This is a genomic window from Nocardia sp. NPDC051570, assembly GCF_044454005.1.
GTDB lineage: Bacteria > Actinomycetota > Actinomycetes > Mycobacteriales > Mycobacteriaceae > Nocardia.
In genome coordinates this window covers 98359-122712 of sequence record NZ_JBITDI010000012.1, presented here as the reverse complement: position 1 = coordinate 122712, position 24354 = coordinate 98359, and the positions used below count along the sequence as shown (strand labels likewise).

The window sequence follows — 24354 nt, the reverse complement described above, 5'->3', positions numbered from 1 at the left end:
ACACGGGGTGCCGCGAGGCCCCCTGCTGTCACCACGCAATCTAGACTCGTCGGTGATGGCGATGACGGCGATGTGGTTCGGGCTGGCGGCGATCGCACTGGTTGGTGCGATCGTGCTGCTGTATTTCGATCGGCTCCAGCGGCAGCGGACCGGTCATGTGCGTCAGGTGTGGGCGAAATCGCAGGGCTACACCTATGTCTCGGTCGAGCCGTCGCTGGCCTCGACCTGGCGGCGGGGCGCGATGGCCAAACTCGGCTATCTGTCCGCGGTCGACGTGGTCTCGGGTAACCGCCGCGGCGAGAAGTTCGTGCTGTTCGATCTCGAGGATGCCGCGACACTGGTCGCGGTGCGCCGCCAGATCGGCTCCGATATCGATATCGACCTACGCCTGAAGACCGCCTCGCCGCCCAAGGACGCCGATCTGGAACTGCTCGGCGCGATCGGTGATCGGGTCGTCTTCGCCACCAATCCCGATATCGCCCGCCACGCCGTCGATCAGCGCATGGTCGCATTCATCGAAACCCTGCCGGAGACGGTGCAGCAGCTGTGGAGCGAGGGCAATTGGACCCTGGGCATGCTCCCCGTGGGCACCTCCTCGAAGGATTGGGAGGCCGCAGTCGATGTGGTGCTGCGGCTGTCGGGTCTGCTGCATGTGCTCCCGCCGGTGGCCGGTGATCAGGGCCGCGTCGAGGCCGAGGGCCACGATCCGGGCCGCCCGCGCACCCGCGCCGCCGCGGCGGCCGAGGAGGACGAGGCCCCGGCCCATGCGGTCGGTGCCGCCCGCGTGCTGCCCCCGCGGTCGGAGGAGCCCGAACCCGACTACGACGACACCAACTATCGCTACGAATACCGCGACGAGGACGCCGAGGACTACACCCCGCTGGTCAAAGACATTGCGGGCGAGTCCGATTCGGAGCCGCCGCGCCGCCCCGCTCTGGCCGTCGTACCCGATCCCCGCAGCCGCGTCCGGCGCAACTGGCCGCCGGCCGAGGAGCTGCCGGATGAGCGGGACGATTCGGCCGCAGGCGAATTCGAGGACACCTTCGTCGAGGATGAGGTGCCCGATCGACCCGGCGGCCCGTTCCATCCCGGATTCCGCCCGTATCAGGGCCCCACACCCCGGTGACCCACCCCGCCGCGCGTCTGCCCGGCACCGCCCGTCCCGTCGCCCTCGTCACCGGTCCCACCTCCGGCATCGGGCAGGCCTATGCCCGCAGGCTCGCCGCCCTGGGTTATGACCTCGTCCTGGTGGCCCGCGACGAACAGCGACTGACCGCGCTGGCCGCCGACGTCGAACTGCACCTCGGCACCCGCGCTCAGGTGCTGCGCGCCGACCTCATCGATGCCGCCGACCGTGATCGGGTCACCGCACGCCTGACCGAGGGCGTCGACTTCCTGGTCAACAACGCCGGAATCGGATCGGCCGGACAGTTCCGCTCGGCCGAACCCGCCGCGCTGCGCGCCCAACTGGATCTGAATGTGACCGCCGTGATGGAACTCACGCGCGCCGCGCTGCCCCCGATGGTCACGGCCGCGCGGGGCACGATCGTGAATGTGGCCAGCGCCACGGGCCTGGTCCCGGGACGCGCCGCGACGTATTCGGCGTCCAAGGCCTACGTCATATTCTTGACCGAGGGCCTGGCCGGGGAACTGGCCGGGACCGGGGTTCGGGTGCAGGCACTGTGCCCCGGATTCGTGCACACCGAATTCCACCGGCGTGCCGGTATCGAGGTCTCGTCGCTGCCGAAACCGTTGTGGCTCGGCGTCGATCGGGTCGTGGCCGGTTCACTGCGCGACCTGGAGAAGAACCGGGTGATCAGCGTGCCCGGTATGCAGTACAAAGCGCTGACGGCGGTCGCCGGACTGCTCCCGCGGTCCGTCCAGGGCCGCCTCAACCGAGGCATGTTCAACGCATCCGGAAGGATATAAACATGATCGAGTCGACCGCTGACCGAGATAGATTGGCCGAGCTCGTCCGCGAGCTCGCCGTCGTGCACGGCAAGGTCATCCTGTCGTCGGGCAAGGAGGCCGACTACTACGTGGACCTGCGCCGGGCCACCCTGCAGCATCAGGCCGCCCCGCTGATCGGCAAGCTGCTGCGAGAGCTGGTGTCGGACTGGGAGTTCGACGCCGTGGGCGGGCTGACCATGGGCGCCGACCCGGTGGCGCTGGCCGTACTGCATGCGCCGGGGCGTCCGCTGGACGCGTTCGTGGTGCGTAAGGCCGCCAAGACCCACGGCATGCAGCGCCAGATCGAGGGCCCCGAGGTATCCGGCAAACGCGTACTGGTGGTGGAGGATACGACCACGACCGGCAATTCGCCCCTGACCGCCGTGCGCGCGCTCCGCAACGCGGGGGCAACCGTGGTCGGCGTGGCGACCGTGGTGGATCGCGAGACCGGCGCCGATCAGGTGATCGCCGCGGAGGGTCTGGAATACCGGTCGATCCTCAGCCTGAAGGATCTGGCGCTGGGCTGAACCCGCCTCAGCTGAGCCGACAGCGTCTGTGGCGGGCGTGAGAAACCCATCATGTGCTGGGCCGATTTCCCATGCTGGGTTAGCCTGGACGCTGTTGGTCCGTCAGTGGTGAAGGGTCGTGTGAGACACCGTGGTGAGCATTGCAAAACGCAGGGGTCACGAGAACGTGGCGATGCTCGGCATCGGCGCCTACCGCCCCGAGCGCATCGTCAGCAATGCCGATGTCTGCCAGGTGCTGGATTCGACGCCGGAGTGGATCTTCGAGCGCACCGGCATCCGCAACCGGCGCTGGATCAGCGGCGATGAGACACTGCGCTCGATCGCGGCGGCCGCGGGCGAGCGGGCCCTGGCCAACAGCGGTATCGATCGATCCAAGGTCGGCACCCTGATCCTGGCCACCTCCAGCTGGTTGATGCTGACCCCGCACGGCGCCCCCTCGGTAGCCTACGACCTGGGCATCAACGGCATTCCCGCCTTCGACTTGACCTCCGGCTGCGGCGGATTCGGCTACGCCCTCGGCGTGGCAGCGGATCTGATCCGCGCGGGATCCGCGGAGTATGTGCTGGTGATCGGCGCGGAGACGATGACCGTCGGCCTCGACCCGACCGACCGCGGCACCGCGATGATCTTCGGTGACGGCGCGGGCGCGGTCGTGGTCGGGCCGAGCGAGGAGAACGGCATCTCCCCGACGGTGTGGGGTAGCGACGGCGAGAACGCCGGGGCGATCTCACAGGATGTCGACTTCCTCGAGTTCATGAACAAGGCGCAGGCCATGCAGGGCACCGATCCGGCCGTCGATCCGGTCGGCCGGATGTCGCTGCGGATGGAGGGGCAACGGGTGTTCCGCTGGGCGGCGGTCACGCTGCCGCGGGCCCTGTCGACCGCGCTCGATATGTCCGGAGTGGCCAAGGAGGACATCGAGATCTTCATCCCGCATCAGGCCAATGCCCGGATCAACGAGTTGATGAAGAAGAATCTCGGCCTCGCCGACGATATTCCGATGGCCAACGATATCGAGAACACGGGTAACACCTCGGCCGCCTCGATCCCGCTGGCGATGGAGGAGATGTTGGTGACCGGCAAGGCCAAGGGCGGGCAGCTGGCGCTCGCGCTCGGCTTCGGCGCCGGGCTCAGCTATGCCGGTCAGGTGGTCACGCTGCCGCCCGCTCCTGCCGAGCCGAGTTTCTAAAAGCCCGATGCCTCGTCCCTTCCGCGCGGCCTATGTCGGCGCCGCGGCGGTCACGGTCTACGGCGCGGTGAGCGGTCGCGAACGGCTGCAATGGATCTCGAAGCCGCTGTTGATGCCGCTGCTGGCGGCCGATATGTGCCACAGTGGCCGCGCGCTCGCGCCGACCGATCGCGCGCTGCTGCTCGGCGCGCTGGCCGCCGCGACGGTCGGGGATATGCTGCTCATCGATCCCGATGACGATCGCCGGTTGACCGCGGGCGCTTCGGCTTTCGCGGTGATGCAGTCCGGGTATTCGGCGCTGTGGTTGCGGCGTGGGGCCCGGCCGCGGTCGGCGGTGCTCGTGCCGCGGGTGTCGGCCTGGCTCGCCGTCGCGGCCTTGCTGCGGGCCCAGGCGCCGAATCTGGTCGTGCCGCTGTCGTTCTATGGTGTGACGCTCGGGACCGCGGCCGTGCTCGCCTCCGATCCGGAACTGGCGCCCGGTGCGAGAACCGTTGCGGGAACCGCTGTTCCGTCTCGCGATCCGCGCAGCCGCCTCGGTGTGGGCGCGCTGTTGTTCACCCTCTCGGACGCGCTGATCGTGCTGCGTCGGCTGTTCGCTCGCGGCGCCCGTTCGCGGCGCGTCACCGAGGGCGTCATTCTGTCGACATACGCTGCGGCCCAATACTTTCTGACCGATCCGCGCGTCCACGCGAATCGGGGGACCTAGAGGCACAGCATGATCCGGTCCCGGTCCGCCGGATCGACGCGGATCGAAATGGTCTCGCCCACAACCATTCTCGGCTGATCGATCGGCGCCACATCGAAGACGATGGTGCCGCGGTAGGGTTCCGAGCCGGGGACGGTCAGTTGCAGATCCAGTTCGGTCAATTCGGTGTGGTGGTCGGTCGGCTCGAGCGGATGCACCGCCTCGATCCTGGCCCAGCCCTCCAGGCCGTGGCGCAGCAACCGGCGATCGGCGCGCGAGGGGCGCTGGGCCAGCACCATCCCGAATCCGACGCAGGAGCCGAACATCCCCACCAGCGCCACCAGCTGATACGGCAGCGAGCCGGGCGGCGTGTGGCGCACGATCCACCCCAGCCAGAGCCCGAGAAGGATCAGGTACCCGGCGGTCACGCCGAGTACGGTGCGAAGAATGCGCGTGTGGTCCATGACCGCCTCCGCCGCCGCTTCCGGAATTCCAGGATAGGGCGTGGGGGCGGGATATGGTTACGACTTGAGCCGCAGTACCGCGAGCACTCTGCGGTGATGCGTATCCGAGGGCGGCAGTTCCAGTTTCATGAAGATGTTGCCGATATGCTTCTCCACCGCGCGTTCGGTGACGGTCATGCCCCGGGCGATCGCGCCGTTGGACAGCCCCTGGGCCATGAGCTCGAGCACCTCGCGTTCGCGCGGGGTCAGCCGGGTCAGTGAATCCTGCTGTCGTGCCGCGCCCATCAGCTGGCTCACCACCTCCGGATCCAGCGCCGTGCCGCCGGTCGCGACCCGGTGCAGGGCGTCGACGAACTCCCGGACGTCGGCCACTCGATCCTTGAGCAGATAGCCGACCCCGCTCGCGCCGCCCGCGAGAAGTTCGGTGGCATACCGGGTTTCGACCCACTGCGAGAACACCAGCACCCCGGTGTCGGGGAACTTCCGGCGCAGTTCGATCGCGGCCAGCAGGCCCTCGTCGGTGAACGACGGCGGCATCCGCACGTCGACCACCGCCACATCCGGTCGATGTTCGGCGATGACCTCACTCAAACGTGTTGCGTCCCCGACCATCTCGACCACCTGATGTCCTCGATCGGTGAGCAGTCCGGCCAGGCCGTCGCGCAGGATCGCGCTGTCCTCGGCGATCACGATGCGCAGGGCAGGATTCGGTGCGTTCATTGTGGTCCCGCAATCGGCAGTGTCATGGTGATGAAGGTCGGACCGCCCACCGGACTGTCCACGAGCAGGCCGCCGTCGACCGCCCGAGCCCGCGCGGCCAAACCCGAAAGGCCGCCCGCCGCAACGGCTTCCCCGTGCGGCACGGCCGGTTGCAGCACGCCGCCGCGGCCGTTGTCGCGCACGCCGACCGTCATGGCGCCCGCACCGGCGGGCAGCACCGTGACCCATGCCCGGTCGGCTCCGGAGTGTTTGACGACATTGGTGAGCAGTTCGGCGACGGAGAAGTAGGCGATGGCCTCGATCGCGGGCGTCGGGCGCTGCGGCAGATACACCCGCAGCTCGACCGGCACGGCGCAGCGCGCGGCGAGCGTCTCGAGCGCCGGTTCCAGGCCGAGTTCCAGTGCGGGCGGATGGATTCCGCGCACGAGTTCGCGCAGTTCGGTGAGGGCCTCCTTGGAGCTGGCCCGGGCGTCGGCGATCAGCGCGGTGGCGTCGGTGCCGTCGGCGATGCGTTCCTCGGCGCGGCCCAGGGTCATGGCGATCGTCACCAGCCGGGCCTGGGTGCCGTCGTGCAGATCGCGCTCGAGTCGGCGCAGGGTGAGGGCGGAATCCTCGACGGCGACCCGGCGGCTCTCCTGCAGTTCGGCCATGCGGCGATCGTTGCCGGTCGGGCTGAGCAGTGCCAGCGCCAGTTGCCGATGCGCCCAGCACACGCCGCGAATCACCCAGGGCAGCACGAACCAGCAGGCCAGCAGTCCGATCGCCGAGAAGCCCAGCGCCTTCGGCCACGTGTCGATGTAGTAGTCGCCGAACTGGGCGAGCGAATAATGTATCTGCCCTTGGGGATCCACGTTCGTCGGATGGAACAGCGCCCACGGGATCACCGAGAGGGCGACGAATCCGGTGATCGCGATGCCGATGAGAACGAAGTAGCCGCCGAACAGTCCGAGCGCGACCTCGCAGACCAGGAACGCCAGCGCCCGCCAGGCGGTGAGGTCGGTGAACGCGCCGCGCAGCCAGGCGACGAGGCCGGGCTTCGGCGCGAACGGCGGCGGCGCCGGAATCGGGGCGTCCAGCAGGAATCGGGCCAGACCTCGATAGAGGATGCCCCAGATCCGTCCGGACAGCAGCACACCCGCCAGCACCGGCAGTCCGAACAGGAATATCGACGCGAGGCTCGCACCGCCGTATCCGAGGACCACATAACCCATGGCCACGAAACCGAGCGGCGCGGCGAGCACCAGGAAGATGAACTCCTTCCAGGTCCGCGCGCGCAGCGGGGCGAGCAATACGGCGCGCGTCACCCGCCCCGCGGTCGACCCCTCGGCCGGTGTCGGCGCGACGATCGGCTCGGTATACGTCTCGGTCATAGCTTCCATGCTGGTCTGGGCGGGGGCCGCGATCGAGTGAGCAGCCCACCGAATCGGTGGTAGAGGTAGCCACACCCCGGGCACGAGCCTAGCCCGCCGCTACGATGACGCCCGTGAGTCATCCCCAGCCCCGGCCGTCATGAGCACAGCCGTGCCCGAGGATCACCAGCTGCCCGGCCCCACCGAATGGGGTGAACATCCGCACGGAGTAGGGCCGTGGCTCGACGAGTTCGGCGCGCCGCCGCCGGAGGATCCGCGGCTGGATCCGGAACTGGTCGCGCACGGCGATCGGCGCAATGTGGTCGACGCCTACCGGTATTGGCGGCGCGACGCGATCGTCGAGGATATCGATCGCCGCCGCCACACCTTCCACGTCGCCATCGAGAACTTCGGACACGACGCCAATATCGGCACGGTCGTGCGCACGGCCAACGCGTTCGCCGCGGCCGCGGTCCACATCGTCGGCCGCCGCCGCTGGAATCGCCGGGGCGCCATGGTCACCGACCGCTATCAGCACATCGTGCACCATGCGGAGGTCGCCGATCTGCTCGAATTCGCCGAACGCGAGGATCTGCTGGTGGTCGCGGTCGACAACGTGCCCGGCTCGATCCCGCTGGAGACCGCCCGGCTGCCCCGCAACTGTCTGCTGCTGTTCGGGCAGGAGGGTCCGGGCGTCACCGACGATGCGAAACGGGCCGCGGTCATGACCGTGTCGATCGCCCAGTTCGGCTCGACGCGCAGCATCAACGCGGGCGTGGCGGCCGGAATCGCGATGCATGCCTGGATACGGCAACATGCGGATCTGACCACGGCCTGGTAGCGGTCAGTCCCTGCGCAGCGCGGCCCCGGTCAGCGAATCCTCCTGCCGGGCAAGGTCTTCCGGTGTGCCCTCGTACACGATGGCGCCACCCCGGCGGCCCGCCCCGGGGCCGAGATCGATCACATGATCCGCGGCGCGGATGACGTCGAGGTTGTGCTCGATGACGACCAGGGTGTTGCCCTGATCGATGAGCCGGTCCAGAACGCCGAGCAGTGTGTCGATATCGGACAGGTGCAGGCCCGTGGTGGGCTCGTCCAGGACGTAGAGGTCGTGCCGCTCGGGGCGGGCCAGTTCCTTGGCGATCTTCAGGCGTTGACATTCGCCGCCGGACAGCGTGGTCAGCGATTGGCCCAGGCGCAGATATCCGAGGCCGACCTCCTCGAGGTGCCGCAGGCCGCGGGCGATGGCCGGATCGGACAGGCGGCGCACGGCATCGGCCACGGTGAGATCGTCGACGTCGGCGATGCTCAGGCCGTCGACGGTGTAGGCGAGCACCTCGGGGATGAAGCGGCGGCCGCCACACGTCTCGCACACCGTCTCCTGACCGTCCATGAAGGCGAGGTCGGTGAAGATAACGCCGAGGCCCTTGCAGACCGGGCAGGCGCCCGCCGAGTTGGCGCTGAACAGCTGCGCGCTGACATGGTTGGTGCGCGCGAACAGCTTTCGAATGGCCGGGGCGATGCCGGAGTAGGTGAGCGGGGTGGAGCGCCGATTGGTGGTGACCGGGCGCTGATCGACGATCGTCGCCGGATGCTGCGCCACCAGCTCGGCGGCCAGGCTCGACTTGCCCGAGCCGGCGACGCCGGTCAGCACGGTCAGCACGCCGGTCGGGATGTCGACGCTCACATCGCGCAGATTGTTGCGGGTGGCGTTCTCGATGCGCACCTTTCCGGTGGGGACGCGGTGTGCCGAGCGCGGGGTGCGGCGGGAGCGCAGCGCATGTCCGGTCGGGGTGTCGGCCGCCTCGAGACCGGCGAATTCGCCCTCGAAGATCACCCGCCCGCCCGCCGCTCCGGCGCCCGGGCCGACCTCCACGATATGGTCGGCCACCCGCATCACATCCGGATCGTGTTCGACCACGAGTACGGTATTGCCCTTGTCCCGCAGGGATTTCAGCAGTCCGGTCGTGGCACGTACATCGTGTGGATGCAGGCCGACGGTCGGCTCGTCGAAGATGTAGAGCATCTCGATCAGGCTGCTGCCCAGGTGCCGCACGGTCTTGATCCGCTGCGATTCGCCGCCGGACAGGGTGGTGGTCGGGCGGGCCAGCGACAGGTAGCCCAGTCCGATCGCGGTCATCGCGGCGAGCTTGTCGTGCAGCGCCGACACCACCGGGGCGACCTCCGGATTGCGGACGCCCAGAACGAGTTCGGCCAGCTCCTCGACCTCCATGCGGGTCATCTCGCCGATCGTGCGGTCCAGCACCCGTGCCGCGCGGGCCGCCGGTTCGAGCCGGTCGCCGTGGCAGTCCGGGCAGGGCTGGGAATGGGTGAAGCGGTCCAGGACGGCCTGTTTGCGGTCGGACAGATTGTCGGAGGTATGCAGGAAGATGCGCTCGAACAGTTCGACGATGCTCTCGTAGTCCTTGGGCAGGCCGAGGTGCTCGGCCGCCGCACCGCCGAACAGCAGCGCCTCGCGGTCGGCCCGGTCCCATTGCCGCAGCGGCTTGTCGCCGTCGAACTGCGCATAGCCGAGATAGCGCCGCAGCCAGTACTTCCCCTCGCTGAAGCCGGGCATGAGGATCGCGCCCTCGGCCAGCGAGAGGTTCTCATCGACCAGCTTGCTCACATCCGGGGTCAGGGTTTCGCCGAGGCCGGTGCAGGTCGGGCACATGCCCGCGGGATCGTTGAACGAGAAGTGGGTCGATTCGCCGATATGCGGTTCGCTGATCCGCGAGAACAGCAGCCGCAGATAGGTGTACGCATCGGTGATGGTCCCCAGGGTCGATCGGGCATTGCCGCCCAGGCGCTTCTGATCGATCACCACCACGGGCGACAGGCCCTCGATCAGATCCACGTCGGGGCGCTCCCAGCGCGGTAGCCGATTCCGGATGAACGGCGGATAGTTCTCGTTGACCTGATATCCGGCCTCGGCGGCGATCGTATCGAAGACCAGCGACGACTTCCCCGAGCCCGACACCCCAGCGAAGACCACCAACTGCCGGCGCGGCACGTCGATATCGACGTCGCGCAGGTTATTCGTTCGTGCTCCTCGGATGCGGATGTCCTGCCTCGCCATCGGATTCATACCTTCCACGCTAAGCGGAGATGCGGTCGGATTCTGACCGCATCTCGGGGAGAATGGCTATATGTCGGATGCCACCCGCCGCATGCTCGAACTCCTGGCTCATCTGCAGACCGGGCGGCGGTTCGGCGGCACCGAGCTGGCGGAACGGCTGGGCACCAGCCCGCGGACCGTGCGCCGCGATATCGAACGCCTGCGGGACTACGGCTATCCGGTCAGCACCCAGCCCGGCCCGGGCGGCTTCTATCGGCTGTCCGCGGGGCCCACGCTGCCGCCCATGGTCTTCGACGACGATGAGGCGATCGCGACGGTCGTCGCGCTGGGCATGCTCGCCGCCACCGAGACCTCGGGCATCGGCGGGGCGGCCGACCGCGCCTTCGGCAAGATCGATCAGCTGCTGCCGAAACGCCTGCGCGCCAGGGCGATCGCGCTGCGCACCACCCTGGAGACCGAGGCGCCGTCGGCACCGCCGATCGATGCCGAGGTGCTGGCCCGGCTCGCGGCCGCCGCGGCGCGCCACGAATACGTGAGCTTCGCCTACACCTCGCGCGGCGGCGAGACCGCCCGCCGGCGCGTCGAGCCGTACCGTCAGGTTTACCGCCATCTGCGCTGGTACCTGCTGGCCTTCGATCGCGATCGCGATGATTGGCGCACCTTCCGGATCGATCGGATCGGCGAACTGTCGATCTCCGGAACGACTTTCGTGCCGCGCCCGCTGCCCGCGGAATCCGCCGCGGCCTATCTGCACTCCGAGCAGACCGCCCCGAGGCATCGGGCGGTCGTCGTGGTGGACGCCCCGGCCGAGGCCGTGGTCGACGCCCTGAAGTTCCAGGAATGCGTCGTCGAACCGCTCGACCCGGGCCGCTGTTCGGTCACCACCTGGGTGGATTCCTTCGAGTGGCTGATACTCAACCTGCTGTTCCTCGACGCCGACTTCGTCATCGAGCGGCCCGTCGCCTTCCGTGAGCGCGCCCGCATCCTCGCCGCCCGTCTGCGGCATGCGGCCCCGGATCGCGGTCCCGACACATCCGGATAACAAACCGAGCGCGAACCGGCATACGGACTGGCACCATTGACCCATGATTTCGCGGAGTCATCACGCCGCCGAACCCACCGCCGAGGTGTGGGGTCAGCGGGCCGATCTGGCCGAATCCGCGATCGTGTCCCGGCATCTGCGCCGCCTCTGGGCGACGCCCGGCACCGAACTCGGCGTGGTGGGCTGGCCCGCGACCCGGCGCGAACGCGGCTTCGCCTCCTGGCATTACTGGTGGCAGGCCCATCTGATCGAATGCGCGATCGACGCCGCCACCCGCGCCCCCACGCCGGCGCGTAAGCGCCGCATCGCCGCGCTGGCGCGGTCGCATCGGTTGCGCAACATCACCGGTTGGACCAACAACTACTACGACGATATGGCCTGGCTCGCGCTGTCACTGGAACGGGCCGAGCGCACCCAGGGCATCACCGAGGTGCGCGGCGGACTCATCGCGCTGGAGCGGGAACTGGTCACCGGCTGGAATGCGCAGATCGGTGCGCTGCCGTGGCGTAAGGCCTCCGACTACTACAACGCGCCCGCCAACGGCCCGGCCGCGATCGCGCTGGCCCGCTTCGGACATCACGATCGCGCCGCCGACCTCGCCGACTGGCTGGACAAGACGCTGCGCGATCCGGAATCCGGCCTGATCCTCGACGGCATCCATCTGCCCGGGGGCGAGATCGAGCGGCCGGTGTTCAGCTACTGCCAGGGCGTGGTGCTGGGCCTGGAGACCGAATTGGCCGTGCATACCGGCGATTTCGGACATATCGAACGGGTGCGGCGACTGTTGCACGCGGTCGAGGACCGCATGACCGAACGCGGCATCGTCACCGGCGGCGGGGGCGGGGACGGTGGCCTGTTCAACGGCATCCTGGTCCGCTATCTTGCGCTGGTCGCGCTGATGCTGCCGGGTGCGGAGGCCGATCAGGTCACGGCCAGGCGGCATGCCGCGGGCATCGTCAAGGCCTCTGCCACCGCCGCCTGGGACCATCGTCTCCAGGTCGAGGGCGAACCGCTGTTCGGCCACGACTGGGCCCGGCCCGCCCGCCTGCCCACCGGCAGATCGGGCGCGGGGTCCTTCACCGCGGGTGGTTCGGTGACCGCCTCCCGCACACCCGAACGCGATATGTCCGTTCAGCTCTCGGGATGGATGTTGATGGAGGCCGCCCATCTGGTGACGGCCGCCGGATTCTGAGGCGCTACCGCCGCGGTTCCGGCGGCGCCTACCTCGGGGGCCCGGCACGCCTACCTATGGGGTTCCAGCACGCCTACCTATGGGGTTCCGGCACGCTCTCGGCCGGAACCGCTGGAATCGGCTGGGTGATGTCCAGGTCGAAATCCTCTGCGGGACGGGCCATTTCGATGCGGTACTGGCGAATGCCCAGTACGGTCCCCGCGATCAAGCCGACCACCAGTGTGCCGATCACCGAGGGCAGCAACCAGGACACCCGATCGAGGAAGCCCCCGGCGTAGAAGCCGATCAACAGCAGCACCGGCGCCCAGATCACCGCGCCGATCGAACTGGCCAGGGTGTACCGGCGGTGATCCATCCGGGCGGCGCCCGCGACCAGCGGGCACAGCGTGCGCACCCACGGAATCCAGCGGGCCACCAGCACGGCCAGGAAGCCGTGCCGCTGCAGCAGCGCGGTCACCCGATTCAGGTTGCGGGTGTTGATATATCGCCCGTTCTTGCGGGCCACCAGGGTGTGGCCGGTGCGATGCCCGACCACGTATCCGACCTGGTTACCCGCGATCGCGGCGATCATGGTGGCGACCGCGAGCCCCCAGACCTGCGCATGGCCGGTCTCATGGGAGGCAAGCACGATGCCTGCGGTGAGCAACATCGAATCGCCGGGTAGGAACAGGCCGATGATCAGTGCGCACTCGAGGAACACGAAGACGAGAACGACGGTCCAAACGAGTGCCGGCCCAGCGGACTGCAGCGAATCGAGTCCGCCCAGTGCGAGGGGTAGCGGCATGGTGAGCAAGGTGTCAGCGCGTGGGTTCGTTCGTCGGGACGGGAGTTTCGTCGATGTCCAGGACCGGTTCGTGATTGCGGAGCTTCTTCGCGATCGAGATGATGCCGGGCAGGATCGACAGGAAGACGATGAACAGGAAGATCGCCTCGATGTGGTCGCGGACGACGCCGACATTGCCGAGGAAGTAGCCGAGCACCGTCACGCCGCCGCCCCACAGGACACCGCCGACGATGTCGAACATCAGGAACTTGCGGTAATCCATCTTCGACACGCCCGCCAGCACCGGCATGAAGGTGCGCACGATCGGGACGAACCGGCCCAGGACGATGGTCTTCGGCCCGTACTTCTCGAAGAACGCGTGCGTCTCGGTGACATAGCGCTGCTTGAAGAAGCGCCCGTCCTGTTTGTGGAACAGCGCGGGACCGATGGCCCTGCCGATCCAGTAGGCGCATTGATCACCCGCGACGGCGGTGAGGGCGACGGCCGGGACCAGTACGCCGATCGAGGCCGGATGCGGGGTCTGCGCGGCGAGCATGCCGCCGGTGAACAGCAGCGAATCGCCCGGCAGGATCGGGAACAGCAGCCCAGTCTCGATGAAGACGATGCCCAGAATGGCCGGAAGCACGGCGTTCGACAGTGAAGTCTGGGTAAGCAGATACACCGGGTCCATCAGATGTTTGATGGAGAAGCCGTCTGCGAGAACGTCGGATATGGCCAGCATGGTCACGGCCACCACAGTACCGGTGACCCGGCTATCGCACCCAACGTCACGACAACCTCACAGCTTCTCCAGGGGGTATGACAAGGGCGGCTTTCGTCTGTATGGCCCCGGAAATTAGGGTATGACCTGACAGAACTGTCCACAGCCGCACACACGGAGGTCACCACTGTGCCCATCGCGACTCCGGAGGTCTACGCCGAGATGCTCGGTCGGGCCAAAGAGAACTCCTTCGCCTTCCCCGCGATCAACTGCACGTCCTCGGAGACGATCAATGCGGCGATCCGCGGATTCGCCGAGGCCGGTAGTGACGGCATCATCCAGTTCTCCACCGGCGGAGCCGAATTCGGCTCCGGCCAGGGTGTGAAGGATATGGTCGTGGGCGCGGTCGCCCTGGCGGAATTCGCGCATGTGGTGGCCGCCCGCTACGACGTCACCATCGCGCTGCACACCGACCACTGCCCCAAGGACAAGCTGGACACCTTCGTGCGTCCGCTGCTTGCCATCTCGCAGGAGCGGGTCAAGGCGGGGCGCAATCCGCTGTTCCAGTCGCATATGTGGGACGGTTCGGCCGTGCCGATCGACGAGAACCTGGAGATCGCCAAGGAACTGCTGAAGCAGACCTCCTCGGCGAACATCATTCTCGAGGTCGAGATCGGCGTCGTCGGCGGCGAGGAGGACGGCGTCGAGAACGCCATCAACGAGAAGCTCTACACCTCCGCCGAGGATTTCGAGAAGACCATCGACGCGCTCGGCTCGGGGGAGAACGGCAAGTATCTGCTCGCCGCGACCTTCGGCAATGTGCACGGTGTGTACAAGCCGGGCAATGTGAAGCTGCGTCCGGAGGTGCTGGCCGAGGGCCAGCGCGTGGCCGCCGCCAAACTCGGCCTGGGCGAGGGCGCGCAGCCGTTCGACTTCGTCTTCCACGGCGGTTCGGGCTCGCTGAAGTCCGAGATCGAGGATTCGCTGCGCTACGGCGTGGTGAAGATGAACGTCGACACCGACACCCAGTACGCCTTCACCCGGCCGATCGCCGCGCATATGTTCGCCAACTACGACGGCGTGCTGAAGATCGACGGCGAGGTCGGCAACAAGAAGTTCTACGACCCGCGCAGCTATCTGAAGAAGGCCGAGGCCGGGATGTCCGCGCGCGTGCTCGAGGCGTGCAACGACCTGAAGTCCTCCGGCAAGTCCGTCAGCGCCAAGTAGGCGACGAGGCGAGAGTGCGGCCGGTGCGAGCACCGGCCGCACTCTCGTGTCCTACCTCCGCGCGATTCCCCAGGGCGGCTTGACGATCGGCCGCATGATCGATAACGATCCGATCCTGGACGATCCGAAGGTCAGCCGCGTGCCGCGCTTCGAGGCCGAGGGCTAGTTCTCCCAGGGGGCGCAGGCCACGCCCGTCCCGTTCGGATCCAGCTGTAAGGAGTAGCCGGGTTGCCCGGCGTACAGCGGGGCCTTGCCCGCCGCGATGACATCCGTGCAGTTGGTGTAATACGTCTCGGCCGTGTCCTTTTCGTGGTGCCGAGTGTGCTGCCAGTCGCCCTGGCTATCGGTGGTCCAATTCGAGCCGCCCGCGCTGGGCGTGCTGTCGTCGGCGACGGCCAGCGGTGCGGAAACGATACCCGCGATGAGCAGTCCGGCGGCCAGAATGGGCGCGGCGGTTCGGCGATTGATCGAGAATTTCACGGCGACAACCCCGTTCGAGAATGGTTCATCTCACTGGAGGAATGGTTCAACTCACTGTAGAAGGCTCAGCTGTGAACTGAAGATGGTGTTGCTGTGAGCACTCACAGGTTTCGTCGGCGTGGAATGTCGCTGGTTGTCGGGTTCATCCCGGTATGGTCGGGGCGCGAATGACAAGCGCCACGCGCGGTGGATCGATGTCGAAGGGTTGGGTATGGCCATGCGGCTGTTGGCCGCCGTCGGGGCGGTCGTTGTCGGAGCCGGGGCGCTGGTGGGTGCGCAGCATCCGACCGCCGCCGCCGAAAAGGGTTCCGTCGCAACGCTCGCGGGCATCGGTCCCTGTGCGACCGATCCCGCGCCCGTCCATCTGCCGCTGGTGCCCAAGACGCTCGAGGTGCCGGTGCCCTATCCGGTGTTCACCGTCGATTCCGGGCCGCCCCCGACCATGGCGCCGGTGCGCGTCCCGATGGAGCTACCGGCGAATCCGTGCACCAATCCGTGCCCCGATCTCACCGATACACCGGAACCGCCGCCCAGTCTGCTCACTCGGATGGGGATGCCCGAGATACTGCTGAATCCCAAGCCGTTCTTCTTCGCCCTGCCCGCCGGGCCCTCGCCCGAACCCATCTCACCGCCGCCGGTCCGCGTGGATCCGCCGACAGAAACGGCCGCCCGGGTGGCCGCGCGGCCCGCGCCGCGGGCGCATGAGATCCGCGAGGTCGCCAAGGTCACCGGCGCGGATTCGGTCAATCGGACCGATAAGCGGTGGCAGGTGCACGGCACCGATCTCGGCATCATGTGGGAGAGCGCGCCCGGCGAGATCGCCATGGCCTTCGGCGATACCGTGGGCGCCGGCTTCCATCCGCCGGGCGGTATGGGCGGGGACTGGCGCAGTAATCTGCTGGCGTTCAGCAGTAATCACGATCTGACCAACGGGATCGTCTTCGACCGGATGGTGACCGACGACCGGTGTCACGCCGCCGAGGTGCTGCCCAGTCGCAAGATGGACAACGTCGAGATCACGACCATCCCGACCTCCGGTTTCGCGCTCGGCGACCGACAGTTTCTGAGCTATATGTCGATTCGCACCTGGAACAGCATGCCGGGCACGTTCTATACCAACTACGGCGGCATCGCCTATTCCGACGATCACGGCCAGACCTGGACCAAGGATCCGTACGCGCGCTGGGACAACATCTTCGGCGTCTCCAACTTCCAGGTGGGCGCGATGGTTCCGCAGGGCGATTACGTATACATGTTCGGCACGCCCAATACCCGGCTGGGATCGGTCGGCCTGGCCCGGGTGCCCAGGGACGGGGTGCTCAATCCCTCGGCCTACCAGTACTGGCACGACGGTTCCTGGACCCCGGTCGGCGGCGCGGCCTCGGCCAGCCCGATCGTCGACGGTCCCGCGGGTGAGCTGTCGGTGCGCTACGACGCCGCCCGCCACGTCTGGCAGATGAGCTATCTCGACACCGCGAAGGCGGCCATCGTTGTGCGCGAGTCGGATTCGCCGCAGGGTGCCTGGTCCGAATCGACGCAGCTGGTCTCGGCCACGCAGTATCCGGAGTTGTACGGCGGTTTCATCCACCCGTGGTCGACCGGCTCGGATCTCTACTTCACGATCAGCACCTGGACCGACTACAACGTCTATCTGATGCACGCCCGCCTGGACGATTAGCTCAGTCGCACCTGCGCGATGGCCCGGCCGAACAGCTTCTTACCGACCGAGGTGCCGCCCAGCAGGACGGTCGCGGTGCGGCGCTCGGGATCGAGAGCCTTGATCCGGCCGGTGAATTCGATCTCCGCCGGGGTCGTCGTCTCGACCGGGACGAAACCGGAGAAGCGCACGCTGTAGGTCTCGATGGCGGTCGGATCGCCCAGCCAGGTGGACAGGTAGTCCGCACCCAGGCCCATGGTCAGCATGCCGTGCGCGACGACCGTCGGCAGGCCGGCGAGTTCGGCCGCATGATCGCTGAAGTGGATCGGATTCGCATCGCCCGAGACGCCCGCGTAGTTCACCAGATCCCCGCGGGTCACCTGGCGGGTCGCGATCGGCAGCTGATCGCCCACCGACAGGCTGTCGAAGGTGGGGATCGTATGCACCTCCCAATCGCGGCGGGATTCGGCCAGTTCCGGTGCGGCGGTGGCCTGCCCGGTGCCGATCGGGATCAGCACCTCCCGATTGCGGCTGGCGTCGGGGCGATGCATGACCAGACCCTCGACCAGGCGCACGATCTCGGGATCGATCTCCTCGCCCAGCCGCGCGACGATCGTCGTCGCCGCGACCTGCACCACCACCTCGTTCTCGTCGACGACAGTGGTCTTGACGGTGACGAAGTCGTTGCCGCGCAGATGCCGGATCGACGCGATCTCCGCCTCGGTGCGCAGCCGGGCCCCGGCCTGGATCGGGCGGTGGATCTCGAAGACCTGATCGGTCTGCAGCACCTGCGACAGGTCGTAATCGGTGAGGACGTTGTCCAGCAGCGCCTGTGTGGTGAGGCCGCCGATCACCGACGTGAAGGTCGGGGGCGCGATGATCCCGTCGCAGCCGAGCTTGCCGGCGTCCGCCTCGTAGCGGTGCGCGGGGTGATTGTTCTGAACCGCCCGCGCGAATTCGCGGACCTTCTCTCGTCCGACCTCGTAGTGGTCACGGACCCGGTAATGCCGGCCGGCGACTTCCGTGGATGCCGGCGCATCGGGTGCCAGCTCCGGCATATCCCTTGCTCCCTCAACTCTTACTGCGTAAATCTCTCTGTGCGGGCCAGCTTCTATAGTTCCGAACGGAAGATTTTGCCCGCGAGTCCGGGACATGCTACCGACGGTGCCGGACCGATGACCAGCCGTCTGTGATGTTCATCGCGTGCGGGGCCGGGAGCGTGACACCGCCGCGATGAATGTCACATCAGCTAGCGGCGTCCAGAGGGATGCATACCTTCCATCCGTCGGGGCTGTGCTGCAGGGCGAAGGTGCGCAGGGTCGCGCGGGTCGGATCGGCGTCGGTGTACACGCTGGCCTGGGCGGTCGCCTTGTTATCGGTGACAGTGACCGTGTCGAAGGAGGCGATCTTCGGGATCTTCTTCTGATCCACCGCGAGCTTGTGCACGCCGGCGTACTGATCCGGGGCGATGTTCTGATAGAAGTCGTGCAGCGCACCGCAGGTGATATCGCGCAGCTTCGGCAGGCTGCCGTCGGCCAGCGCGTCGGTGTAGGCGCCGATGGCATTGCGGACCTGCGCCTGCGGTGAATTGTCCTTGGCGCTCTTCAGTCCGAACACCGTGGCGATCACCGCGATGATCACCACGATGACGCCGCCCGCCGCGATCAGCCAGCGTTTGTTGCCGCGTCCGCCCGTGGCGGGGGCCTGTTGCTGCGGCGGCATGGGCGGTACCCGGGTGGGCTGCGCCATGGGTCGCGGCGTGACCGTGCGCGGGGGCGGCGGGGTGCGCGAGATCTGCTGATCCGGGATCGTGAGTTTCACATCGGCGGGCGATGCCGCCGCGCCCGGCCGCGGCGGCGCCTGCATGGGGCCGATCGGGCCCTGCGGGCCGACGTTGTTCCTCGGTCCCGCCACCGGCCGCGGCGTACCACGCGGCTTGGACAGCGGACCCGCACCGGGTGCCACCCGATCGGTGCCCTGCTGCCCGGGCCCCCCGGTGCCGCGCCCGCCCGGCTGCTGGATCGGCAGGATGGTTGTGGCGGCATCGGACGGATTGGTAATCATCGGAAGCGCAACGGTTTTCGCGTCGTCGCCGGGCTGGGGGGTGGCGGCGGGCTTTGCCTGCTGTGTCGAATCGCCCTGTGCCGCAGCCTTATCCGGGGTGTCCTGTGGACGCGCCTGCTTGGTCTGGTCGGCATCGGCCACGGGAGCAGCGATCTTCTCGGGCTTGTCCTGCGGCGCCGCAGCGGATTCGGTGGACTTGTCCGCCTTGGCGGCACCGAACTGCACCGTCGGAGCCGCCGCATCATCCGGCCCCTTCCGCTCGGCCGACTCCTTCGCCGGATCCGCCCCCGTGCGGCCCGCACCGGCCGGGCGGAATGCCGCGAGCGCACCCTTACCGAGCCGCCCGGCACCCGGCTTCGCCGAGTCGTCCGGCTTGGGATCGGCAGCTCCCGCCGCCGATCCGCCGCCGGAGCCGGCATCACCCTTGGCCGTCGCGGGTGCGCCACGGGTCGGGAGCGGCGGATTGGATTTCGCGGCCCCTGCCTGATCCGTGGTGCCGCCGGCGCTCTTACCGGTCGTGGATCCGCCGGTGCCGCGGGTCGGCAGCGGCGGGTTCGGCTGGCCGGTCGACGGTTCGGTGGGTTTGGCCGCGCCGGAGCCGGTGTCGCTCTTGGCGGTTGCCGGGGTGCCGCGAGTCGGGAGCGGCGGGTTGGGTTGTGCGGGGCGTGCCTTGTCCGTGGAGCCGGTGTCGCTCTTGGCGGTTGCCGGGGCGCCACGGGTCGGCAGCGGTGGGTTCGGTTGGCCGGGGCGGGGCTGCCCGGCTGCGGGTTCGGTGGGTTTGGTTGTGCTCGAGCCGGTGTCGGCCTTGGCCGTTGCGGGTGCGCCGCGAGTCGGGAGCGGTGGGTTGTCGCTCTTACCGGTCGTGGATCCGCCGGTGCCGCGGGTCGGGAGCGGGGGATTGGGTTGTGCGGGGCGTGGTCGATTCGCGGCGGGTGTGGCCGGATCGCTCGTACCGGGGGTTTTGTCTGATTTGCCGGATGCGGTCGGATTCGACTGGTCCGCGGTCGGATTGGCCGGGGCCGCCGGGCCCCGGGGTGGGAGTTCGACCGGGCCGCCGGGCGTGCTCGCTTGGCCCGGACGCGGTGCGTCGGCCGGTGCGGGCCGATCCTTCGACGGATCGGCCTGGGCCGCCGGGGGATTGCCGGGGCCGCGCGGCGGGAGTCTGATGGGGCCGCCGGGGGCCTTGGCCGATCCCGGGCGGCCGGTGCCGGGCGGCGTGCCGCCCGGACGGATCTGGCCGAAGGCCGGGGGAACGCGCCCGGCGGCCGGATTCGGCGGGGCGGCGGAGGGCTGCTGACCGCTCGGTCTCGGCGGTTGATTGCCCCGCGCCTGGTTCGGTTGTCCGCCCGGGGGACTCGCGGGGCGATCGCCCTGATTCTGCGGGGCGCCCGGCGGCGTGCCCGTCGGGCCGCGGCGGGCGGCGGGGCGCGGCGGTGCGGGCGAGGGGGCGACGGGAGGGTGAGTGCCTGGCGTGGATGCGGCGGGACGGGCGGGCGGGGTCTGTGCGGCGGACGAACCGGGGGCGGGATCGCGCGTGATGCGTTCGGTCGCGCCCTGATCACCGGCGATGTGTTGTGTCTTATCGCCGTCGGGAGTGCCGTCCGAGGGCGCCGGAGGTGTGGCGGGGCGTTGTTCGGCGCCGGCGGAAGACGGTTGCCGGTCGGGCTTCTGGTCTTTCGGGTCGGACACGCGCTACCCCTCGCTCAACGTCAACAAGTGCACTCAGGAGGTCAGCCTAACGAGCATTCCTGACAGCGGTGCACAATGAGCCCATGACCTCCTTCGGTGATCTGCTCGGACCGCAGCCGGTATTGCTTCCCGAAAACTCCGACGCAGAAGAGGCCCTGCTCGACAACCAGGATCCCGTGCAGGTGGCCGCGGCACATCCCACAGCCTCCATCGCCTGGGCTCAGCTTGCCGAGGATGCGCTGGCCCGTGCCGAGGCGGCCGGCGCCGATCCCGAGGGCGCCATCGCCTACGACACCATCGCCGCCTACGCCTTCGCCCGCACCGGCTACCACCGGGGCCTGGACCTGCTCCGCCGCAACGGCTGGAAGGGCTTCGGCCCGGTGCCGTGGAGCCATGAGCCCAACCGCGGCTTCCTGCGCGCGGTCGGCGCACTGGCCCGCGCGGCCCAGGCCGTCGGCGAGAACGACGAATACGCCCGCTGCCTCGATCTGCTCGAAGACTGCGATCCGCGCGCCGCGGCCGAACTCGGCCTCGACTGACCCGCACCCGAATTGGCACTCGAGACATCGATCACGGTCGAAGCATTTCGCGAAAGCGGTAGACAACGCCTGCACAACGGCGTGCAGCGGCTGCGCCGGTCCGCCCTGCCGATCGTGCAGTGTGCGATCGGCGCGGCCTTGGCCTGGTTCGTCGCGCATCGGCTCATCGGCCATCCACAACCGTTCTTCGCGCCGATGGCCGCGATCATCTCGATCGGTGTCTCGTTCGGCGCGCGGCTGCGCCGCTCGGTGGAGCTGGTGGCCGGCGTCGCGGTCGGCATCGGCATCGGCGATCTGTTCATCTCCCGCGTCGGCGCGGGCGCCTGGCAGATCGCGCTGGTGGTCGCCGTCGCGATGGCGACCGCGGTATTCCTCGACGGCGGCGCGGTCATCCCCATGCAGTCGGCCAGTTCGGCGGTGCTGGTCGCCACGCTCATGCCCCCGCACAGCGGTGGCGGCACCAATCGCATGATCGATGCGCTCGTCGGCGGTCTCGTCGGAATCCTGGTGGTGGCCGTCATCCCGCTGCATCCCGTGCGCCGGGCGCGCCAGCAGGCCGCCGATATCCTCGCGGTGGTGGGTACGGCGCTGACCGACTGCGCCGACGGACTGCTCGAACAGGATCCCGAAAAGATCCGTCTCGCACTGGAATCCGTGCGCGGCACCCAGGAACAGATCGATGGCCTGCGCAGCGCGCTCGAGGGCGGGCGCGAGGTCAGCCGCATCTCCCCGCTGTATTGGAATTCGCGCCCCCGATTGGAGTCGATCCGGGCCGCGGCCGATCCGCTCGACAACGCCGTGCGCAACACCCGGGTGCTGCTGCGCCGCGCGCTCACCCTCGTCCGGGACGACGAGATTCTCGATCCCCGCATGATCGAGGAGGTCGAGGAGCTCGGTCAGGCCGTCGATATGGTGCGCCGCTATATGCTGGCCGATCCGGACGAACAGCCCGACGCCGCCGAGGCAACCCGGGTGCTGCGCCGCGTCGCGAAGGGCGCCACCAAGGACCTGGTAGCAGGCGCGGGGCTGTCGGCGCATGTCGTCTTCGCGCAATTGCGTTCGATCGTCGTGGATCTGATGCAGGTGTGCGGTGTCAAGCGGCTGTCCGCCATCGCGCTGCTGCCGCCGACCGTGGAGCATCCGTACGTCACCCCCGAGGACTGACGAGTAGCTGCGGGAAAGTAGTTCGGGTAGCGGACTACTCGTGTTCGTGATCCCCCGCGACCGTAGGTTTTGTCATGACCGCGCCGACGAGGGGTGGTGTGGTCGAAACTTCGCGAGGGCGATGGAGCGCCGTACGGCCGCCGGTGGTGTGGACGGCCGATACCGGGTCCGGCGTTCACGCCCGAGCGGAGCGGGGTCGCTCGACCCGTGCAAGAGGGTCGGGCGGCCCTCCTTCGGGGGGCCGTCGGCGGATAAGGGGCCGCCGACGGTTCGGTGCCTACCGGGACCAGAAGCTGACCAGATAGAAGCCGATGTCATGCCATACCGACGGCACGCCGGACAGCTCGAACAGCAGGTTCACCAGCCAGTAGAAGGCGTTCCGCGCGGGCTCGAGGCCCCAGAGCACGGCGAACAGCAACAGCACGCCGAACGGCTTGACCTGATCCAGCGACCGTCGCGTCTGATAGCTCAGCGACGGTTCCAGAATTCCGTATCCGTCGGTGCCCGGAATCGGCAGCAGATTCAGCACGGTCGCGGTCACCTGCAGAAATGCCAGGAAGCTCAACCCGAACCAGAACGCCGCGTGGCTGTTCGGCGATCCGAACAGCCGCACGATCACCAGCAACACCACCGCGCAGACCGCGTTGATCGCGGGCCCTGCCGCGCTGACCAGGCGCTGGATCCGCGGCGAGAACATATGGGTGTGCACATAGACCGCGCCGCCCGGCAGCGCGAATCCGCCGAGTGCGATGAAGACGATCGGCAGGGCGATCGACAGCAGCGGATGGCTGTACTTCAACGGATTCAGCGTCAGATAGCCGCGCAGCTCGACCTCGCGATCGCCGGCCCGCCACGCGGTGTAGGCATGTCCGAATTCGTGCAGGCATACCGAGACGATCCACCCGGCGACGACCATCACGAATACGCCGAGGCGGGCCCATGTCGACGACCAGTCCTCGGCAGTCCAGGCCAGCACCCCGCCGCCCACGGTGAGCGCGACGATCAACAGGAATACCGGACTGGGACGCACCGCACCGGTCGTGCGCCGCGCGCCGAAGGAACGGTTCATCGCACGAGTATCCAGGGCTCGTCGTGCCGATAGAAACTCGACCGCGGCACCGTCCGGTCGTTGGCGATACCGTCGCGCGTCACCACCGCGCCGGGCGAGCCCACCTGCACCGCGCGCCCGGAGACCCAGCGCCGCCTGCGCAATCCGCGTTGCACCGCCGCGCGTATGCCGGGTTCGTCGAGGGTCGGCGAAACATGCAGCGCCGTAACCTTTCCCGTGAAGAGCCGGATATCGTCGACGTATCCCTCGCCCTCCAGCTTCGCCCCGTCGCGACCGGTGATCGTGGCGCGGCCGACCAGCACCTTGCCCGTATCGTCGCGAATCAGCGGTGTGGGAGTGGGCTTTCCGTCGAGCGCGCGCTTGGCCGCGGCCGATCCGGTACCGGTCTGATAGGCCCGCGAACCGTAGGTGCGATCGACCGGCACATAGCCGATCTCGACGTGTAGCCGTTCGGTGCGCAGCAGATGGGTCAGGACCGCGGCGAGACCGGCATCCTCGCCCAGCACGATCAATCGCGGCAGGCTGTCGGCGGCCAGCACCGGCAGCAGCTCATCGATGGCCGTGGTGTCGGGGATGGCCGCGGTCTGCGTGGTCGGTAGTGATGCGAGCGCGATCGGCACCGGAGCACCGTTGCAGCGGAGAACATGGGTACTCAACCGCCGTACACCCTCCTCGGACCTGACAACTCCATCGTCCTCGCTGCACCGGGTGGGCCGGGCCGGTCCACCTCCGGCTGCCACCTTAGCCCGCATTCCCCCTGCCTCGCTTCGCTCGGCCGGGGCCA

The 24354-nt window shown here is 68.4% G+C and carries 23 protein-coding genes; 12 read left to right on the top strand and 11 right to left on the bottom strand.

The features are described from left to right. Nucleotides 1-55 precede the first annotated feature (55 nt). The 5 genes from ACIA76_RS28380 (at nucleotide 56) to ACIA76_RS28360 (ending at nucleotide 4372) form a co-directional block, all read left to right on the top strand. On the top strand, nucleotides 56-1126 hold the full coding sequence (locus ACIA76_RS28380; RefSeq protein WP_397155902.1) for a hypothetical protein: 1071 nt from the start codon (nucleotides 56-58) through the stop codon (nucleotides 1124-1126). After that, nucleotides 1123-1929: an SDR family NAD(P)-dependent oxidoreductase gene (locus ACIA76_RS28375; RefSeq protein WP_397155900.1), complete on the top strand. Its 807-nt coding sequence runs from the start codon at nucleotides 1123-1125 to the stop codon at nucleotides 1927-1929. The genes ACIA76_RS28380 and ACIA76_RS28375 overlap by 4 nt, the downstream gene beginning before the upstream one ends. A gap of 2 nt (nucleotides 1930-1931) precedes the next feature. Then, nucleotides 1932-2477 (top strand): orotate phosphoribosyltransferase, encoded by a 546-nt coding sequence (gene pyrE / locus ACIA76_RS28370; RefSeq protein ID WP_397155898.1) that lies wholly within the window; start codon nucleotides 1932-1934, stop codon nucleotides 2475-2477. A gap of 172 nt (nucleotides 2478-2649) precedes the next feature. Continuing rightward, nucleotides 2650-3666, top strand: coding sequence for a beta-ketoacyl-ACP synthase 3 (locus ACIA76_RS28365; RefSeq protein ID WP_397156160.1), 1017 nt, complete (start codon nucleotides 2650-2652; stop codon nucleotides 3664-3666). Between the two features lie 7 nt (nucleotides 3667-3673). After that, nucleotides 3674-4372: a lysoplasmalogenase family protein gene (locus ACIA76_RS28360; RefSeq protein ID WP_397155896.1), complete on the top strand. Its 699-nt coding sequence runs from the start codon at nucleotides 3674-3676 to the stop codon at nucleotides 4370-4372. On the opposite strand, the gene ACIA76_RS28355 is transcribed toward ACIA76_RS28360, so the two are convergent. The 3 genes from ACIA76_RS28355 to ACIA76_RS28345 are packed head-to-tail and all read right to left on the bottom strand — an operon-like array spanning nucleotide 4369 to nucleotide 6905. Beyond that, nucleotides 4369-4815 carry a hypothetical protein gene (locus ACIA76_RS28355; protein ID WP_397155895.1) on the bottom strand — a complete coding sequence of 149 codons (447 nt, stop codon included), beginning with the start codon at nucleotides 4813-4815 and terminating at the stop codon, nucleotides 4369-4371. The two genes, ACIA76_RS28360 and ACIA76_RS28355, sit on opposite strands and share 4 nt — an antisense overlap. Before the next feature lie 57 nt (nucleotides 4816-4872). Then, nucleotides 4873-5535, bottom strand: a complete 663-nt coding sequence (locus ACIA76_RS28350) for a LuxR C-terminal-related transcriptional regulator (protein ID WP_397155893.1) — start codon at nucleotides 5533-5535, stop codon at nucleotides 4873-4875. Beyond that, nucleotides 5532-6905, bottom strand: coding sequence for a sensor histidine kinase (locus ACIA76_RS28345; RefSeq protein WP_397155892.1), 1374 nt, complete (start codon nucleotides 6903-6905; stop codon nucleotides 5532-5534). The genes ACIA76_RS28350 and ACIA76_RS28345 overlap by 4 nt, the downstream gene beginning before the upstream one ends. 139 nt (nucleotides 6906-7044) lie before the next feature. Between ACIA76_RS28345 and ACIA76_RS28340 the strand changes: the two genes are divergently transcribed. Beyond that, a complete protein-coding gene (locus tag ACIA76_RS28340) occupies nucleotides 7045-7725 on the top strand; it encodes a TrmH family RNA methyltransferase (RefSeq protein ID WP_397155890.1) in 681 nt (226 codons plus the stop codon). A 3-nt stretch (nucleotides 7726-7728) separates the two neighbouring features. On the opposite strand, the gene ACIA76_RS28335 is transcribed toward ACIA76_RS28340, so the two are convergent. Then, nucleotides 7729-9963, bottom strand: a complete 2235-nt coding sequence (locus ACIA76_RS28335) for an ATP-binding cassette domain-containing protein (protein WP_397155888.1) — start codon at nucleotides 9961-9963, stop codon at nucleotides 7729-7731. A 70-nt stretch (nucleotides 9964-10033) separates the two neighbouring features. On the opposite strand from ACIA76_RS28335, the gene ACIA76_RS28330 reads away from it, so the two are divergent. Together ACIA76_RS28330 and ACIA76_RS28325 are read left to right on the top strand one after the other, a co-directional pair. Further along, on the top strand, nucleotides 10034-11005 hold the full coding sequence (locus ACIA76_RS28330) for a helix-turn-helix transcriptional regulator (protein WP_397155886.1): 972 nt from the start codon (nucleotides 10034-10036) through the stop codon (nucleotides 11003-11005). 43 nt (nucleotides 11006-11048) lie between these two features. Continuing rightward, the gene (locus ACIA76_RS28325; protein ID WP_397155885.1) at nucleotides 11049-12197 is read left to right on the top strand and encodes a glycoside hydrolase family 76 protein; all 1149 of its coding nucleotides are present in this window, start codon (nucleotides 11049-11051) and stop codon (nucleotides 12195-12197) included. 73 nt (nucleotides 12198-12270) lie between these two features. Here ACIA76_RS28325 and ACIA76_RS28320 read toward each other — a convergent pair whose 3' ends face one another. Together ACIA76_RS28320 and ACIA76_RS28315 are read right to left on the bottom strand one after the other, a co-directional pair. Then, a complete protein-coding gene (locus ACIA76_RS28320; RefSeq protein WP_397155883.1) occupies nucleotides 12271-12981 on the bottom strand; it encodes a DedA family protein in 711 nt (236 codons plus the stop codon). 13 nt (nucleotides 12982-12994) lie between these two features. Next, a complete protein-coding gene (locus tag ACIA76_RS28315) occupies nucleotides 12995-13651 on the bottom strand; it encodes a DedA family protein (protein WP_397156158.1) in 657 nt (218 codons plus the stop codon). A 219-nt stretch (nucleotides 13652-13870) separates the two neighbouring features. On the opposite strand from ACIA76_RS28315, the gene fbaA reads away from it, so the two are divergent. Further along, nucleotides 13871-14908 (top strand): class II fructose-bisphosphate aldolase, encoded by a 1038-nt coding sequence (gene fbaA, locus ACIA76_RS28310; RefSeq protein ID WP_397155881.1) that lies wholly within the window; start codon nucleotides 13871-13873, stop codon nucleotides 14906-14908. Between the two features lie 162 nt (nucleotides 14909-15070). On the opposite strand, the gene ACIA76_RS28305 is transcribed toward fbaA, so the two are convergent. Continuing rightward, the gene (locus ACIA76_RS28305; protein WP_397155879.1) at nucleotides 15071-15388 is read right to left on the bottom strand and encodes an excalibur calcium-binding domain-containing protein; all 318 of its coding nucleotides are present in this window, start codon (nucleotides 15386-15388) and stop codon (nucleotides 15071-15073) included. Nucleotides 15389-15599: 211 nt separating this feature from the next. On the opposite strand from ACIA76_RS28305, the gene ACIA76_RS28300 reads away from it, so the two are divergent. Then, nucleotides 15600-17066, top strand: coding sequence for a DUF4185 domain-containing protein (locus ACIA76_RS28300; protein ID WP_397155877.1), 1467 nt, complete (start codon nucleotides 15600-15602; stop codon nucleotides 17064-17066). Here the strand turns inward: ACIA76_RS28300 and ACIA76_RS28295 are convergent. Next, the gene (locus ACIA76_RS28295; protein WP_397155875.1) at nucleotides 17063-18103 is read right to left on the bottom strand and encodes a fused (3R)-hydroxyacyl-ACP dehydratase subunits HadA/HadB; all 1041 of its coding nucleotides are present in this window, start codon (nucleotides 18101-18103) and stop codon (nucleotides 17063-17065) included. The two genes, ACIA76_RS28300 and ACIA76_RS28295, sit on opposite strands and share 4 nt — an antisense overlap. Before the next feature lie 187 nt (nucleotides 18104-18290). Then, the gene (locus tag ACIA76_RS28290) at nucleotides 18291-20798 is read right to left on the bottom strand and encodes a hypothetical protein (protein WP_397155873.1); all 2508 of its coding nucleotides are present in this window, start codon (nucleotides 20796-20798) and stop codon (nucleotides 18291-18293) included. Between the two features lie 83 nt (nucleotides 20799-20881). On the opposite strand from ACIA76_RS28290, the gene ACIA76_RS28285 reads away from it, so the two are divergent. Next, a complete protein-coding gene (locus ACIA76_RS28285; protein WP_397155872.1) occupies nucleotides 20882-21337 on the top strand; it encodes a DUF3151 domain-containing protein in 456 nt (151 codons plus the stop codon). Nucleotides 21338-21367: 30 nt separating this feature from the next. After that, a complete protein-coding gene (locus ACIA76_RS28280; RefSeq protein ID WP_397156156.1) occupies nucleotides 21368-22501 on the top strand; it encodes an aromatic acid exporter family protein in 1134 nt (377 codons plus the stop codon). 277 nt (nucleotides 22502-22778) lie between these two features. On the opposite strand, the gene ACIA76_RS28275 is transcribed toward ACIA76_RS28280, so the two are convergent. Together ACIA76_RS28275 and ACIA76_RS28270 are read right to left on the bottom strand one after the other, a co-directional pair. Beyond that, nucleotides 22779-23570: a site-2 protease family protein gene (locus ACIA76_RS28275; protein ID WP_397155870.1), complete on the bottom strand. Its 792-nt coding sequence runs from the start codon at nucleotides 23568-23570 to the stop codon at nucleotides 22779-22781. Continuing rightward, nucleotides 23567-24190: a hypothetical protein gene (locus ACIA76_RS28270; RefSeq protein WP_397155869.1), complete on the bottom strand. Its 624-nt coding sequence runs from the start codon at nucleotides 24188-24190 to the stop codon at nucleotides 23567-23569. The genes ACIA76_RS28275 and ACIA76_RS28270 overlap by 4 nt, the downstream gene beginning before the upstream one ends. Nucleotides 24191-24354 lie beyond the last annotated feature (164 nt).